This is a genomic window from Sphingomonas sp. Ell38C01, assembly GCF_055231975.1.
Genome location: NZ_JBUYVA010000001.1, coordinates 2029276 through 2044452 on the forward strand (window position 1 = coordinate 2029276; position 15177 = coordinate 2044452).

A 15177-nucleotide genomic window follows, 5' to 3' on the forward strand; every position below is an offset into this window, starting at 1 on the left:
AAAGCGGGAACTGGCGCTGTGGCGCGCGCGCTGCTAGTCCTGCGTTCGACCATGGCCACCGATCTCGAAGACCCGTTCGACGCCGTCGTCGACGCCCCGTTCGACAGCGCGCTGAGCGAGCGGTATCTCGTCTATGCGCTGTCGACGATCACCGCGCGGTCGCTGCCCGACGTGCGCGACGGCCTCAAGCCCGTCCACCGGCGTCTTCTCTGGGCGATGCGGCTGCTGAAGCTGGATCCCGCGCAGGGCTACAAGAAATGCGCGCGCGTCGTCGGCGACGTGATCGGCAAATATCATCCGCATGGCGACCAGTCTGTCTACGACGCGATGGTGCGGCTCGCGCAGGATTTCGCGCTGCGCTATCCGCTCGTCGACGGGCAGGGCAATTTCGGGAACATCGACGGCGATAACGCCGCGGCCTATCGCTATACCGAGGCGCGGCTGACGCAGGTCGCGATCGACCTGATGGACGGGCTCGACGAGGATGCGGTCGCGTTCCGCCCGACCTATAATGGCGAGGAGCAGGAACCCGAGCTGTTCCCGGGGCTGTTCCCCAACCTGCTGGCGAACGGCGCGGCCGGTATCGCGGTGGGTATGGCGACGAGCATCCCGCCGCACAACGCCGCCGAGCTGCTGGGCGCGGCGATCATGCTGGTCGACCGCCCCGACGCCGACGATGCCGCAATCCTGGAGCATGTGACGGGGCCGGACTTTCCGACCGGCGGGCTGGTGGTCGATCCGCCCGCGGTGATCGCCGAATCCTATCGGACCGGACGCGGCGGGTTCCGGGTGCGCGCGCGCTGGGCGATCGAGCGCGAGAAGGGCGGGGGCTGGCAGATCGTTGTCAGCCAGATCCCGTACGGCGTGCAGAAGGGCAAGCTGATCGAACAGATCGCCGAGCTCATCAACGCCAAGCGCCTGCCGATCCTGGCGGACGTACGCGACGAATCGGATTCGGAGATCCGGCTGGTGCTGGAGCCGCGCAGCCGGACGGTCGATCCGCAAGTGCTGATGGACGGGCTGTACCGCCTGTCCGACCTCGAGACGCGCGTGCCGCTGAATCTCAACGTGCTCGACGCGCGGCGGACGCCCAGGGTGATGAGCCTGCGCGAGGCGCTGGCCAGCTGGGTCGAGCACCAGTTCGTGGTGTTGCGGCGGCGGACCGAGCATCGGCTGGGCAAGATCGCGGACCGGCTGGAGATCGTCGGCGGCTATATCGTCGCGTATCTCAACCTCGACCGCGTGATCGAGATCATCCGCACCGAGGACGAGCCCAAGCCGGTGATGATCGCGGAGTTCGACCTGACCGATCGACAGGCCGAGGCGATCCTGAACATGCGGCTGCGCTCGCTTCGCCGGCTCGAGGAAATGGAGCTGCGCGAGGAGCGCGACAAGCTGGAGAAGGAGCAGGGCGAGCTGACCGCGCTGCTCGCGTCCGAGACGCGCCAGCGGACGCGGATGAAGCGCGACCTGGGGCGGATCCGCGATCGCTACGGGCTCGATACGGTGCTCGGCGCGCGGCGGACGACGATCGAGGAGGCCGCGCCGACCCGCGACATCCCGCTGGAGGCGATGATCGAGCGGGAGCCGATCACCGTCATCCTGTCGCAGCGCGGGTGGATCCGCGCGATGAAGGGGCATGGCGATCTCGCATCCGCGGAGACGCTCAAGTTCAAGGAGGGCGACGGCCCCGCCTTCGCGTTTCACGCGCAGACCACCGACAAGCTGGTGCTGGCGGCGGAGAACGGGCGGTTCTTCACGCTGGCGGCGGACAAGCTGCCCGGCGGGCGTGGGTTCGGCGAGCCCGTGCGCGCGACGATCGATCTCGACGGCAGCGTCGGGATCGTCGCGTTCTGGCGTGCGAACCCGGCGCAGAAGCTGCTAGTCGCGGCGAGCGACGGGCGCGGGTTCGTGGTGTCGGCCGCCGACGTGCTGGCGGAGACGCGCAAGGGCAAGACGGTGGTCACGCCACGGCTCGGCGCGAAACTGAAGCTCATCCGCCCGATCGCGGCGGATGCGGACTATGTCGCGGTGGTGGGGGACAACCGCAAGCTGGTCGTCTTTCCGCTGGCCGAAGTGGCCGAATTGGCGCGCGGGCAGGGTGTCCAGCTCCAGCGCTATCGCGATGGCGGGCTGTCCGACGCGGTCCCGTTCGTGTTCGCGCAGGGGCTCAGCTGGGCGATGGGCGGCGAGAGCGGGCGGACGCGGACCGAGGCGGACATGAACCCCTGGCGCGCCGCGCGCGGCGCCGCCGGACGCATGCCGCCGACCGGGTTTCCACGGGACAACCGGTTCTGAAAGCGCAATAACCTGTCGAACCGACGGTGATCTTCAGCCGGTTTTAACTTGTGGATGCTAATTCCGGTTATCATGGCATCCCGCCCGATCCCGGTCGATACCGCGCCTAGCTGGCGCCGCCGCGTACTCCCCCCCGGCATGACCGCGGCGGAGGGTGCGCTCGACCTGTTGCCTCTGCCGGCGGCGATCGTGGGCATGGCGGCGGACGACGCCAGCCTGATCTTCGAGACGGTCAATATCGAGTTCCGGCAGGCCGGGCTCGGAGTCGGCGGCGACATGTCGCGCTTCTCGATCGACCACCGCGAGCGGATCGCGGCGTTCCTGCGTTCCGACATTGCGCGCGAGACGTTCGGGTGGAACCTGGGCGAAGTGGTCGAGCAGCGGCACTTCCACGTCACGCTCGCGCGGATCGAGGCGCGCGCGGAGCCGTTCTGCCTGGTCACGCTGATCGACCAGACCGGTGAAATTCGCACCGAGCGCAACCTTCGTCGCGAAATGTCGACCGACAGCCTGACCGGGTTACCCAACCGCGCGGGCTTCGCCGACCGGGTCGAACTCGCGATCGCGCATGCGGGCGGAGGGGCAGGCGCCGAACCCGGTACGCAGCACGCGGTGCTGATGATCGATCTCGACCGGTTCAGCCGGGTCAACGCATGCCTGGGCAGCCTGGCGGGCGACGAATTGCTCATCACGGTCGCGCGCCGGATCAAGGGCGCGTTGCGCGCGGGCGACATCCTTTCGCGGACGGGTGGGGACGAATTCGGCATCCTCGTCGCGGTCGACGGCGGGCCCGAAGAAGCCGAGCATGTCGCCAAGCGGATCGCGGCCGTGCTGGCGACGCCGTTCCGGTTGTCGGAGTACGAGATCCGCGTTTCGGTTTCGATCGGGATCGCGCATCATGTCGACGGGCAGGCCGATGCCGAGGACCTGATGCGCCACGCGCAGTTCGCGGTGAAGCGATCGAAGACGAGCGGACGACCCGAAGCCTATCAGACGAGCGCCTTCGCGGTCGCGCGCGAGGAGTTCGGCATGGAAACCGGGCTGCGCCGCGCGATCGAGGCGGGGGCACTGCGGCTGCACTATCAGCCGATCTGCGATCTTTCGACCGGCCGGGTGGTCGCGTTCGAGGCGCTGGCACGGTGGACCGACGAGCATGGCGTGAAGCATTCGCCGAGCGATTTCATCCCGGTGGCCGAGGAATCCGGACTGATCGTGCCGCTGGGTCGCTGGGCGATCCGCGAGGCGACGAATACGCTGGCGACGTGGGACTCCTGGGCGGGGGGGGATTGCGGGGTCGGCGTCGCGGTCAACCTGTCGGCGATCCAGTTGCAGCGCGATACCGTCGCCACGGTCGTCGCGGATGCGTTGCGCGATTCGGGGCTGGCGGGGCATCGCCTGAAACTCGAGTTGACCGAAAGCGCGCTGGTGGTGGACCCGGAACGCGTGGCGCAGGTGTTGCTGGCGCTGAAGGCGCTGGGGACTACGCTGGCGATGGACGATTTCGGGACGGGGTATTCCAACCTCGCCTATCTCCAGAAGCTGCCGATCGACATCCTGAAGATCGACCGCAGCTTCGTGACCGGGATGCTCGCCGATCGCGACAAGATCGCGATCGTCCGTGCGATCCTGAGCCTGTCGCAGGCGCTCGGGATGGAAACGGTGGCGGAGGGGATCGAGACGCACGAGCTTGGGCAGACGCTCGCCGCGCTCGGCTGTACCTATGGCCAGGGCTATACCTATGCGCGACCGCTCGATCCGGATGCGGCCTATGCGTTCCTGTCGGTACGCAACGCCTGAGCGACGACGGCGTCGGCGATCGCCGACACGCGCGCGTCGTCGGGAAAGCCTTCGTCGATCCACTGCGCCTCGACCGCGCGCAGCGCACGCGCGACGTCGGGGCCTTTCGCCAGACCGCGCTCGACGAGTGCGCCCCCGCCGAGCGGCAATCGAGGGGCATTCCAGGCGCGGATCGGGGCGACGTCCTCGCCCGCGATCAGCAGCCGGTCCAGCGCCTGCTGCGTGCCGACGCGGTAGGCGAGCCCCATCACGCCTTCGTCACCCGCGCCAGCCGTCGCAGCGACCAGCCGCTTGCGCGATGCGTTCGACAGCTTGAGCCGGGCGCCGACCGTCTCGGCGGCATCGGGCGGGAGGAGGGCGGCCAGTCGGCGCACCGCATCGGGTGCGATCCCCGCGGCGGTTTCGCGATCGGCGAGCGCGGCGAGGCGCGCGACCCCGGCGGCGTCGACCTCCGGCAGGACCGGCGCGAAGATACCGCGATCCAGCATCAGTGCGGCGACGGGGACGGCGCCGCGCGCGACGAGCAGCTTCGTCACCTCCGCCGCGATCCGTTCGCGCGACAGCGCCATGAGATCGTTGGCGCGCGCGATGCACGCCGCCAGCGCGTCCGCGTCGGTCGCTTCCCCGAAGCGCGCATGGAAGCGGAAATAGCGCAGGATGCGCAGATGATCCTCCGCGATCCGTTCATACGGATCGCCGATGAACCGCACGAGGCCGGCGCGCAGATCGGCGACCCCGCCGAACCAGTCGTGGATGAGGCCGGTCGCGGGATCGGCGTAGAGCGCGTTCATCGTGAAGTCGCGACGCGCGGCGTCCTCGCGCCAGTCGTCGGTATAGGCGACGATGGCGTGGCGCCCGTCGGTGGCGACATCACGGCGCAGCGTGGTGACTTCGATCACGGTGCCCTCCGACACCGCGGTGATCGTGCCGTGCGCGATGCCGGTCGGGATCGCCTTGATCCGGCGGGCCTCCAGACGGTCGATCACGTCGTCGGGGGCGAGGGGAGTCGCGACGTCGATGTCGGCGACGTCGAGTCCGAGCAGCGAATCGCGGACCGCGCCACCGACGAAGCGCGCGTCGCCGAGCGCGGCAATCAGCGCATCGACACCGGCACGGTGGCGCCACGGCAGGTCGGGCAGCGTCACGCCGTCCATCGCAGCCGCCGTGACAGGTTGACGATCATCCCCGCGGTCGCGCCCCAGATGCGGCGATCTTCCCACAGGATTTCGTAGAAGCGGCGCGTCTCGCCCAGCCACACGCCGCTCGACATGCGCTGGTTGGCGGCGTCGAGCAGGAAGTCGAGCGGCACCTCGAACACGCTTGCGACCTCCGCTTCGCTCGGGACCAGTGCGAGATCGGGCGGGACGACGCCGATCACGGGGGTCACAAGGAAGCCGGTGCCGGTGCGGTAGCGATCGGCGGTGCCCACGACCGTGACGGCGGTGGGCGGCAGCGCGATCTCCTCGTCGGCCTCGCGCAGCGCGGCGGTAATCATGTCCTCGCCGGGATCGACGCGGCCGCCGGGGAACGCGACTTGGCCCGCGTGGCGGCGCAGCGTCTCGGTTCGCTGGGTGAGGATGACGCCGGGACGCGAACGCTCGGTGATCGCGACGAGCACCGCGGCGTCGAGCAGCGATGCCGCGTCGTCATGGGGGAAATCCTCGCGGTCGCCGGTCAGCGTGGCTACGTTGGCGGCGGAGGTGGCGAGCGCGTGCGCCAGCCTTTCGGCGAGCGTCATGCCGCCAGCGCGAAGAACGCGCCCGCGCTCCACACGCCCGGCGGATCCTCGCCGCTCGCGATCGCGCGCTCGACGAGGTCGTAATAGAGCGCGCGCGACACTAGCGCATCGAGCCCGCCGCGGACGTGGAGATAGGGATGGGGGCCGTCGTCCTGCTCGACGAAGCGCAACGGGTGGTCGGGCCCCGCGGTCACGACGTCGCCGGTGTTGAGGCGGAAGGCGAGCGTGGCGTCGCGGCCGTCTCCATCGGCCTTCATCTCGACCGCGACGAACGGCGCGTCCTCCACCACGATGTCGAGCTTCTCGACCGGGGTGACGAGGACATAGCCGCCATCGGGCTCTCGCCGCAGAATTCGCGAGAACGCGCGGACCATTGCCGCGCGCCCGATCGGAGATCCCTGGTGGAACCAGGTTCCGTCGCGCGCGATCCGCATCTCGCTGTCGCCGCAATGCGTCGGGTGCCAGCGATCGACGGGAGGCAGCCTGTCGCCGTCCGCCAGTCGCGCGATGTCGGCGATCGAGAGCGTGTCGAAATCGGGGGGCGGGGCCATCGGCATGCCGCGGGAGGTAGGCGCGGCGGGCGCGAGGGTAAAGGGGGCGTCAGGCTCCGACGGTCACGCGCGGCTCGACGCTGCCGGCGCCCGTGGGGACGCCCGTGCCGCGCGCGAGCAGCCGGTGGCGCTCGACCGGGCCGGGCAGGCGCCATGCGCCGGTCGCGGCGGCGTCGAATCCGAAGAAACGCGCATAATAATCGGGATCGCCGATCAGCATCAGCGCCGAATCGAGCGCGTGCGCCTGTGCCGCGGCCAGGCTCGCGGTCATCAGTGCGCGGCCGATCCCGCCCTGCTGGCGTTCGGGGACGACCGCGACGGGGCCGACCAGCACCATCGGCGTGCGTGCGCCATCGTCATGCGACAGCGCGACGGGCCAGCACTGGATCGATCCGACCAGCCGTCCGCCGTCGAGCGCGGCGAGGCTGAGCGCGGGGATCGCGACGGTGCCGGCACGCAGCCGGTATGCGGTGCGCCCATGCCGATCTTGACCGAAGGCGCGATCCAGCAGTTGCTCGATCTGCTCGGGCTCGATCGTCGCCAGGGGCACCAGTTCGGTCACGCATCGACCTCCAGTCCAGGTCACGGGCAGTCCGGATCACGGGGACGCCGGGCGGCGCGCTTTAGCCCGCATGAGGGCGAACGCAAGAAAAATGGTCCGGTGCTGCCGGCTTTCGCGAACTCGCCCGCCCCGCTAAGGGCGCGCGATGCAGGACAGTCTCCAGCTCGAAGTCCACGGCATCGAAGTGCTCGTGCTGACCGGCGTCTACTCCGAGGAGACGCACCTTCCGCAGCCGTTGCGAATCGCGCTCACGGTCGATCTCGACTGCCCGGACCGGTTCACCGCAGAGACGCCGCTGTCGGGCTCGAAGAACTATATGGACCTGAAGCACGCCGCCACCGGGGCGTTGCCCGCGGGGGTGCACTTCACGCTGATCGAAGGCGTGGCCGACCATATCGCGGAAACCCTGTTCCTGTCCGATGCGCGGGTGCGCCGGGTCCAGGTCAAGATCGTCAAGCTGGCGATTTCGGAGAATGGCGAGGAGATCGGCATCACGCTCGTCCGGCATCGCCGGTGAGTGGCATGGCGCTCGTCGAGCGGCTGATCGAATCGGTGCGTGTCGCCACCGCCGATATCGTCGTGACCCTGCCGCCGGAGCTTTGCGATCTCGATCGAAGGCTGCTCCACGCCGCCATCGAGGCCCTCGCGATCGAGCGGGGCCCGGCCATCCGCGTCAATGCGGTTTCGCCTGCCATCGACGCCGATCCGCGCGACGTCGATGCCGCGGCGGACTATCTGCGCAGCGCGCGCTCCACGACCGGGCAGATCGTCGCGGTCAGCGCGCGCACGTTCCGAGTCGCTGGATGACGAACCGGTAATCCTCGCGCGCGGCCGTGATGTCGTCGCCCTGGAGCGAGGCGGTCGAGCGCTCGGGCAGCGCCGCGGGGAGGGTGCAGGCGAGGCGATACCAGAGCAGCGTATCGGGCTTGGCCGGGCCCGCGCTCTCGTCGACGATCTCGCTGAGCGCGACGCCCCAGCGACGCTCCTCGCCCGGGCGGCGCAGGATCGACAACGCGATCGGTCGGCTGTCCGCGGTTGTCAGGAAGATCTGGGTCTCGCCCTCGCCGGGCAGCGAGCCGGGGACGTGAAACGCATTGCCGACGCCGGTGACCCGGGGCGGGGCGTCGGCGGCGATCATTTCCTGCGCGATGCCGCGGGTGCGGGCCTCTGCGCCCGGACCCCAGTCGATCTGTGCATCGGGGGTGACGAGCTGGAGTTGATCCGCGGCTCCCGCGACCGGGCGGGCGAACAGCAGGACGCGCGCCTTCTTGTACTTGGGCATATGACCGTCAGGGCCCAGCGGCGCATCGAGCAGATAGCCGATGCGCGGCGGGATCGCGCCGGGGCCGCGGATCAGCGCGACGACATCGGCCTCCACGTAAAAGCGTACCGCACCCGCGGGGACCGAGGCCGCTTCCGCCCCCTTTATCCGGGTGGTGGAGCGAATCGTCGCGTCGACGATCACCGGCGCCGCGATCACGAGATCCGCGATCCGGGCGTAAGGCGGCGCAGGGGCCTGCGCGATCGCGGCGGGCTGCGCGACCTGCGCGGTAGCGCAACCAGGCGCGGCAAGCGGCAGGGCGGCGGCGAACGCGGCGAACCGCGCGGAAAAAATAGGCGTGGTCATTCCGGTCCGACTACCGGATCGGCCGTCATGGTTACAGAAATAATTCCGTCGCAATGCGATTGTACGTTTGTTGCGCCCGACAAAGCGTTTGCGTCGCTTGGGAGCGCAAGTTAGGACTCGCGCACTGCGAGAGGATTCATTAGCCCTTGCAGACAGGCGCATCATGGGCAGACGCTACGGTCTGGCCGCGCCTTGGCCATCTGGCCCGAGGGATTGAGGGAGTGTCGTTGCTGAATGGCCTACGCTGACCAGAAGATGTCCGGGGGCAAGATCGTGGCGATTGTCATCGTCGCGGTCATCCATGCTGCCCTTGGCTACGCCTTCGTCACCGGCCTCGCGTTTCAATACGTGAAGAAGGTTTCGGAGAAGTTGAACACGTTCGACGTCGAGGAGCCACCGCCCCCGCCGCCGGACGAACCGCCGCCCCCGCCGCCGCCCGACACGCCGATGACGCCGCCTCCGGTCGTCTCGCCGCCGCCGATCGTGCAGAATCCGAATCCGCCGCCGGTCACGATCGCGTCGGTTCCGACTCCGCCGCCGGTGTACGTGCCGACCCCCGTTGCCGCGCCGCCGGCCCCGCCTGCACCGCCCGCTCCGCCGGTCGTCAGCAAGGCAGCCGGTGCCAAGGGTGACGAAGCGAGCTGGGTGACGAACGACGATTACCCCCCGAGCGCGATCCGCGCGGAGGAGCAGGGTACGAGCGTGATCGCGTGGACGATCAACGCGCAGGGCCGTGCGGAAAATTGCCGTACGACCACGTCCAGCGGTTCGCCGGCGCTCGATCGGGCGGCGTGCTCCGCCATCACGCGGCGGGCGCGGTACAGCCCGGCGCTCGACGCGACGGGCAATCCGATCCCGACGACCAAGAGCCGTCGCGTGAAGTGGGTGCTGCCGACGAACTGATCGTCACGTCGATTTCGAATTCAGCTTTTCAGAGGGAATAACCTAGTCATGATCACCACCATTCTGGCCGCCGCGGGCGCGGCGGCGGCAGAGGCCGAGAACCCTTACGGCCTCCAGCAGGCACTGAAGGAAGGCGGTCTCATCTCGCAGACCGTGTTCGCCATCCTCGTCCTCATGTCGGTCGTGTCGTTCTACATCCTGTTCTCGAAGCTGTTCGAGCAGCAGAAGATCATCAACCAGTACAAGCGGGTCCGTCAGGGCTTCTGGCAGTCGAACAACCTGCGCGACGGTTCGGCGAAGCTCGAGAAGAACTCGGCCTACAAGCAGATCGTCGACGACGGCCTCGCTGCTCAGGAGCAGCACACTCGCCTGACCGATCCGGTCGAGGCGCATGACTGGCTGCACGGTTCGCTCGCGCGTTCGGAAGCCGCCATCAACTCGAAGCTGGGTGGCGGTCTCGCCTTCCTCGCGACGGTCGGTTCGGTCTCGCCGTTCATCGGCCTGTTCGGCACCGTTATCGGCATCTATCGCGCGCTCGTGAAGATCGGTGCGTCGGGCCAGGCCTCGATCGACAAGGTCGCGGGTCCGGTCGGCGAGGCGCTCATCATGACCGCACTCGGCCTCGTCGTCGCGGTTCCGGCCGTGCTGTCGTACAACTGGCTGCAGCGCCGCAACAAGGCGATCGCGGAGGACCTGTCGGCCTTCTCGAACGACGTGCTGGGCTACCTCGCCTCGAACGGCGCCGTGCGCCCGGTGAGCGCTTCGGCTGCCAAGCCGGCGCCGGCGAAGCCTGTCACGGCAACCACGACCGCCGGTCAGACCGGTGGCGTGCCGCGCGCCAACTAAGACGCGAGAAAGGCAGGGTTGCCGCCCGCGGCGGCCCTGCTTCCTTCCACCGGCGGTTCCGGTGGCGACTAAATGAATAGGATAGCTCGCACATGGCGATGAGTGTTGGTGGCGATTCCACCGAGAAATCGATATCGGACATCAATACGACGCCGCTGGTCGACGTCATGCTCGTGCTCCTGATCATCTTCCTGGTGACGACGACCGTCGCGGTCCAGGCGGTCAAGCTGAAGCTGCCGGAGGTTCGCTTCGATCCGACGATGACCAAGCCCGAGAACGTCTCGCTGTCGGTAACGACCAACGCCGATGGCAGCTGCGCGGTGTATTGGGGTATGTCTCCCGTCAGTTCGACCGAGCTGCTCGACCGCTCGGTCGCGAAGCTGAAGGCCGAGATCGACCGCCAGGGCGGCGTGAACGCCGCCGGGCTCGAATTGCCCGAGGCGCATATTCGCGGCGACGTGAACACGCCGTACAAATGTATCGGCGGAACGATCTACACGATGCAGCGAGCCGGCTTCGCCCGCGTCGGCTTCATCTCCGAGCCGCCCCCCGGCGGCACCACCGAACGCTGATGATCGCTCGGACGTATTTAGGAGTAGCATAAGATGGCAATGAGCGGCGGCAGCGAAGACGGCGAGCCGATGATGGAAATGAACATGACGCCGTTGATCGACGTCCTGCTCGTTCTTCTCATCATGTTCATCATCACGATCCCGATCCAGACCCACGCGGTGAAGGTCGACCTGCCGGTAAACGATCCGACCGCGGTGAAACCGCCGGTGGAGCCGGACAAGAACAAGATCACGATCGACGCGGCGGGCACCGTCACGTGGAACGGATCGCCGGTCGACGAAGTGACCCTGCGCCAGTATCTGGACGTCGCCTCGGCGATCAAGCCGGAGCCGGAGCTGCACTTCCAGCCTGCGCCCGATGCGCGGTACGAGGTGGTCGATCGCACGCTGGCCGTTATCAAGCGGTCCGCGGTGACGAAGCTGGGCTTCATCGGCAACGAGCAGTATCGCAACGATTTCTGATCCTTCGGGATCGGGGTTGCGACGCCAGGGGCGGTCCTTCGGGGCCGCCCTTTTCTGTATCCGTACTTCCCGCTTGATGTCGCGTCATCGAAGTGACACAACAGTGTCACAAAAATGAAACGTGGCGACAGGCCGGTGAGGAGACAAGCGATGCGAGCGATGACGATCGGTGTAGCAGCGGCAATTCTGGTGGCGGTTCCGGCCGTGGCGCAGGAACGCACCGGGTATCAGGCCATCGCGGCTGGAGATCTGGGCGGCGCGGAATCGACGCTCGTTGCGGAGCGCCGGATCTACCCGGAGCGTCCGGAACTGATGCTCAACCTCGCCGCGGTGTACCAGAAGACCGGACGCATCGCCGACGCGCGCACGCTATATGGTGCGGCGCTGGCGGCGCAGGACGTCGCGCTTGATTTGCCGGACGGTCGTACGCTGTCGTCGCGGATGCTCGCACAGGCTGGCCTCGCGCGACTGACCCAGACCATCGCGTCTCGTTAAGGATCTGCTGGCGCCGGGTCCTTGTCCAACGCCAACGACCGGGCTGTTTCGTTGGGTGGCCAGCGGGCCGGGTTTGCTGGAACTACATTCGGGTTCAGCTACGTCCACTGGCTTGTTCCGAACGAGTTGCAACGCATCGGCTCTGAACGGTGCTGCGGCGTCGCGCAGCGCAGACGTGAGGACGGCTCAATCTGGTGGCGGACCGAACGTGAGAACGCCTGTCTTGACGGGAATGCGCCAAAGAACCGTGCGGCGACGGGTCTTATGCGGAAGTCTGCGTCCTCGGTGATGAGAGGCGGGGTGCCGGGCGCGGGTCAGGTGGCGCGTAAGGGGCGGCCCGTGATTATCCGCCTCGGCTACCCGAAAAAACGTCGGTCTATACCCGGCGGTGCCTTCTGGCCGGCAGGACCGGTCGGCACATCGCCGCCTCGGCCCGCCCTGGTCGTGCTTTCGCGTGCGTGCCGATGCGTCCTATCAGAGGGGTGTCGGGCGATTGCCTTGACTAGGCACGCTTCAGACCGCGGACACGCTCAAAAGGGCCCCGCCGGCGTCAGAGGCGCGGCAGCGTGACTCCGCGTTGTCCCATATATTTGCCGGCGCGATCGGCGTAACTCGTCTCGCATGGTTCGTTGCCCTTGAGGAACAGGAACTGGCATGCGCCCTCGTTGGCGTAGATCCGTGCCGGCAGCGGCGTGGTGTTGGAGAATTCGAGCGTGACATGTCCCTCCCAGCCGGGTTCGAGCGGGGTGACGTTCACGATGATGCCGCAGCGCGCATAGGTCGACTTGCCGAGACAGATGACGAGCACGTCGCGCGGCACGCGGAAATATTCGACCGTCCGCGCCAGCGCGAAGCTGTTCGGCGGGATGATGCAGACGTCGGTCTTGCGATCGACGAAGCTGTTCGCGGCGAAGTCCTTGGGATCCACGATCGCGCTGTCGACATTGGTAAAGATCTTGAACTCGTCGGCAACGCGGGCGTCATAGCCGTAGGACGACAGGCCGTAACTGATGCAGCCGTCCCGCCGCTGGGACTCGACGAAAGGTTCGATCATCGCGTCCGCCAGCGCGCGTTCGCGGATCCAGCGGTCGGACAGGACGGACATGGGCGTTGGTCTCCGGATTTCCGGTGCGTCTCGCGCGAATCGTGGCGCCGGGCAAGGGGTGGCCGGTCTGGAACGATGCGGACCCTCTGGCCGGGTGTTACGACCTCTGCGCTCGGCACCGCGACGGCGATCGTCGCGCAGCCCCGGCTCATGCCGATTGCGATGTGCCGCGCGGCTCGGCTTGCCCGGGCCGAGCCTGCGGCATCGATCATGTGCACGTCGATCGTCGCGCGGTTCGCGGCGCATTGGGGGACCGATGCTGACGGGAGGATGGCCGTGCCCCGGTTGATCGGGCGTGATGGTGATCGCCCATCGCCGGTCTGGCACTATGCTACACGGGGCCCCCCGTTCGCGGAACCGGCGCGCGAGGGGTTTGGTGTGCCGGGGCTGGACTATTGGGGGAGTGGGGCAAAGTCGACGCGGCGGCGTTTGCGGTCGATACCGCGGCGGCACTCGACTGGACGATCGAGCATGGTGCCGAGGCCAAGTGGGTGATCGTCGTCGGGCAATCGGTGGTCGATGCGCCGTCCGCTGCGGTGGTCGCCGGTCATCCTGTCGGGAGGCTGGTGCCCGTATCACCGTTCGCGAGCCTTCCGGACGCGATCGTTGGCCGCATGCCACCGCTCTGCAATGTCCGTTGGTTCGCGGACCGGTACTCAGGCCGTAGCCGGGTTCGCCCGCGATCGTGCGCGGCGCGTGACGATCGCCTGTAGCCTGACGACATGCCTGCCGCCTTGGCGCAATAGGATCGGCGCGTACGATCGCTCGAGTGGTGCAAGGCTGCGACGCAAAGTGCCGGTTGCGCGCCGCCGGTCGGGAAATCACAATGCCCGCGGGGGGACCGACACGATGCGCGCACTGATCGACATGGCCTATACCGTGCGTCGCCGTGGCATGGCCCTTTTCGGCATGCGGACACACGGCGTGAAGGTGCTGGCGTTCGATCCGAAGGGGGCGCTGCTGCTGATCCGCAATCGGTACGGTCGCAGCGACCTGTGGGTGTTGCCGGGCGGCGGCATGGGTCGCGGCGAAGCGCCGGTCGAGGCGGCATGCCGCGAACTCCGGGAGGAAACGGGATGCGCGCTGGCGGATGCCGTGCTTCTCGCCACGTTCGAATCGATCGGCGAGGGGCGGCGCGATACGGTGCATCTCGTGCAGGGAACGACCCGGGACAGCCCGGCACCGGACGGTCTGGAGGTGGTGGAGGCACGGTTCTTCATGCGCGACTCGCTGCCGGCCGGCGTATCGCCGGCAACGATGCGAAGGGTCGACGAACTGGCGGGGCGGCGGAACAGCGACGGACGGTGGTGACCCTATCGTAACCGGCTTCGCGCTGCCGGTCCTGGCCCGCGCCGCGCGATTCCAAAGGTGCGATCCTGAAGGGGCGGCATGAACCGGTCGCGATCCCCGCGCGGGTGTCGTACATCGGGTTACGATGCATCTTGCCGCCGACGCCATCATCCTGTCCGTCCGTTCGCATGGCGAGCACGGCGCGATCGTGCGCGCGTTGACGGCGCGGGACGGGGTGCAGCCGGGCTACGTGCGCGGTGGGCATTCGCGGCAGCTGCGGCCGGTGCTCCAGCCCGCGAACGTGGTGCTGGGAGACTGGCGGGCGCGGACGGAGACGCAACTCGCCGCGCTGACGGTCGAACTGGTCCACAGTCGCGCGGCGCTGCACGGCGAGCCGCTGCCCGCCGCCGCGCTCGAATGGCTGACCGCGCTGACCGCGGCCGCGCTGCCGGAGGCGCTGCCCTATCCGCGGATCCATGCGGCGCTGAGCGGGGTGCTCGACGCGATCGAAGCGGCGCCGTCGGCGAAGGGGTGGGCGGCGAGCCTCGCGCGGTACGAGCTGCTGGTGCTGGCGGAGCTGGGGTTCGGGCTGGACCTGACGCGGTGCGTGGTGACGGGAGCGACGACAGATCTGGGGTTCGTGAGCCCGAAGAGCGGCGGCGCGGTGAGCCGGGGGGCGGCGTTCGGCTATGAAGCGCGGCTGTTCGCTCTGCCTGCGTTCCTGACCGAGGGGCGCGCGGCGACGTGGGAGGAGACGCTGGCGGGGCTGGCGATCACCGGGCATTTCCTCGAGCGCGACGTGCTGACCGACCGTCGGGCGGACACGCTGGCAGCGCGCGAACGGCTGGTGGAGCGGTTGAAAAGGGCGGTTGCGTGAGACCGGGCCGCTCGGCAAGAGGGCGCGACGCTCGTCCGCTTACCCGGGGACGGG

Annotated in this window: 18 protein-coding genes; 12 read left to right on the forward strand and 6 right to left on the reverse strand. The window is 68.4% G+C overall.

Annotation, left to right across the window (positions count from 1 at the left end):
- The first annotated feature begins 51 nt into the window (after positions 1 to 51).
- Together parC and ACV7NO_RS09640 are read left to right on the forward strand one after the other, a co-directional pair.
- Entirely contained in the window at positions 52 to 2298 is a 2247-nt protein-coding gene (gene parC, locus ACV7NO_RS09635; RefSeq protein ID WP_463405784.1) for a DNA topoisomerase IV subunit A, read from the forward strand.
- A gap of 72 nt (positions 2299 to 2370) precedes the next feature.
- Entirely contained in the window at positions 2371 to 4095 is a 1725-nt protein-coding gene (locus ACV7NO_RS09640; protein ID WP_463405785.1) for a putative bifunctional diguanylate cyclase/phosphodiesterase, read from the forward strand.
- Here the strand turns inward: ACV7NO_RS09640 and ACV7NO_RS09645 are convergent.
- The 4 genes from ACV7NO_RS09645 to ACV7NO_RS09660 are packed head-to-tail and all read right to left on the reverse strand — an operon-like array spanning position 4065 to position 6946.
- On the reverse strand, positions 4065 to 5249 hold the full coding sequence (locus ACV7NO_RS09645) for a CCA tRNA nucleotidyltransferase (RefSeq protein ID WP_463405786.1): 1185 nt from the start codon (positions 5247 to 5249) through the stop codon (positions 4065 to 4067). The genes ACV7NO_RS09640 and ACV7NO_RS09645 overlap by 31 nt on opposite strands.
- A complete protein-coding gene (locus ACV7NO_RS09650) occupies positions 5237 to 5833 on the reverse strand; it encodes a CoA pyrophosphatase (RefSeq protein ID WP_463405787.1) in 597 nt (198 codons plus the stop codon). The genes ACV7NO_RS09645 and ACV7NO_RS09650 overlap by 13 nt, the downstream gene beginning before the upstream one ends.
- Positions 5830 to 6390, reverse strand: coding sequence for a DUF1285 domain-containing protein (locus ACV7NO_RS09655; protein ID WP_463405788.1), 561 nt, complete (start codon positions 6388 to 6390; stop codon positions 5830 to 5832). Before ACV7NO_RS09655 ends, ACV7NO_RS09650 begins: the two co-directional genes overlap by 4 nt.
- Before the next feature lie 43 nt (positions 6391 to 6433).
- On the reverse strand, positions 6434 to 6946 hold the full coding sequence (locus ACV7NO_RS09660) for a GNAT family N-acetyltransferase (protein ID WP_463405789.1): 513 nt from the start codon (positions 6944 to 6946) through the stop codon (positions 6434 to 6436).
- Positions 6947 to 7091: 145 nt separating this feature from the next.
- Between ACV7NO_RS09660 and ACV7NO_RS09665 the strand changes: the two genes are divergently transcribed.
- Positions 7092 to 7463 (forward strand): dihydroneopterin aldolase, encoded by a 372-nt coding sequence (locus tag ACV7NO_RS09665; RefSeq protein WP_463405790.1) that lies wholly within the window; start codon positions 7092 to 7094, stop codon positions 7461 to 7463.
- A 5-nt stretch (positions 7464 to 7468) separates the two neighbouring features.
- Complete coding sequence (locus ACV7NO_RS09670; RefSeq protein WP_463405791.1) at positions 7469 to 7753, forward strand: Rossmann fold domain-containing protein; 285 nt, start codon at positions 7469 to 7471, stop codon at positions 7751 to 7753.
- Here ACV7NO_RS09670 and ACV7NO_RS09675 read toward each other — a convergent pair.
- The gene (locus ACV7NO_RS09675; protein WP_463405792.1) at positions 7722 to 8573 is read right to left on the reverse strand and encodes a hypothetical protein; all 852 of its coding nucleotides are present in this window, start codon (positions 8571 to 8573) and stop codon (positions 7722 to 7724) included. The two genes, ACV7NO_RS09670 and ACV7NO_RS09675, sit on opposite strands and share 32 nt — an antisense overlap.
- A gap of 234 nt (positions 8574 to 8807) precedes the next feature.
- Between ACV7NO_RS09675 and ACV7NO_RS09680 the strand changes: the two genes are divergently transcribed.
- From ACV7NO_RS09680 to ACV7NO_RS09700, 5 genes are all read left to right on the forward strand, one after another.
- Positions 8808 to 9476 (forward strand): energy transducer TonB, encoded by a 669-nt coding sequence (locus ACV7NO_RS09680; RefSeq protein ID WP_463405793.1) that lies wholly within the window; start codon positions 8808 to 8810, stop codon positions 9474 to 9476.
- A 48-nt stretch (positions 9477 to 9524) separates the two neighbouring features.
- Entirely contained in the window at positions 9525 to 10322 is a 798-nt protein-coding gene (locus tag ACV7NO_RS09685) for a MotA/TolQ/ExbB proton channel family protein (RefSeq protein ID WP_463405794.1), read from the forward strand.
- Positions 10323 to 10414: 92 nt separating this feature from the next.
- Entirely contained in the window at positions 10415 to 10894 is a 480-nt protein-coding gene (locus ACV7NO_RS09690) for an ExbD/TolR family protein (protein ID WP_463405795.1), read from the forward strand.
- A 33-nt stretch (positions 10895 to 10927) separates the two neighbouring features.
- A complete protein-coding gene (locus tag ACV7NO_RS09695; protein WP_463405796.1) occupies positions 10928 to 11356 on the forward strand; it encodes an ExbD/TolR family protein in 429 nt (142 codons plus the stop codon).
- A 150-nt stretch (positions 11357 to 11506) separates the two neighbouring features.
- On the forward strand, positions 11507 to 11851 hold the full coding sequence (locus ACV7NO_RS09700; protein ID WP_463405797.1) for a tetratricopeptide repeat protein: 345 nt from the start codon (positions 11507 to 11509) through the stop codon (positions 11849 to 11851).
- A gap of 550 nt (positions 11852 to 12401) precedes the next feature.
- On the opposite strand, the gene dcd is transcribed toward ACV7NO_RS09700, so the two are convergent.
- On the reverse strand, positions 12402 to 12956 hold the full coding sequence (gene dcd, locus ACV7NO_RS09705) for a dCTP deaminase (protein ID WP_463405798.1): 555 nt from the start codon (positions 12954 to 12956) through the stop codon (positions 12402 to 12404).
- A 395-nt stretch (positions 12957 to 13351) separates the two neighbouring features.
- On the opposite strand from dcd, the gene ACV7NO_RS09710 reads away from it, so the two are divergent.
- The 3 genes from ACV7NO_RS09710 to recO all read left to right on the forward strand — a co-directional run bounded on the left by ACV7NO_RS09710 (position 13352) and on the right by recO (position 15123).
- Positions 13352 to 13669 carry a hypothetical protein gene (locus ACV7NO_RS09710; protein ID WP_463405799.1) on the forward strand — a complete coding sequence of 106 codons (318 nt, stop codon included), beginning with the start codon at positions 13352 to 13354 and terminating at the stop codon, positions 13667 to 13669.
- Positions 13670 to 13805: 136 nt separating this feature from the next.
- Positions 13806 to 14267, forward strand: coding sequence for an NUDIX domain-containing protein (locus tag ACV7NO_RS09715; RefSeq protein ID WP_463405800.1), 462 nt, complete (start codon positions 13806 to 13808; stop codon positions 14265 to 14267).
- A gap of 124 nt (positions 14268 to 14391) precedes the next feature.
- Positions 14392 to 15123 (forward strand): DNA repair protein RecO, encoded by a 732-nt coding sequence (recO, locus tag ACV7NO_RS09720; protein ID WP_463405801.1) that lies wholly within the window; start codon positions 14392 to 14394, stop codon positions 15121 to 15123.
- Positions 15124 to 15177 lie beyond the last annotated feature (54 nt).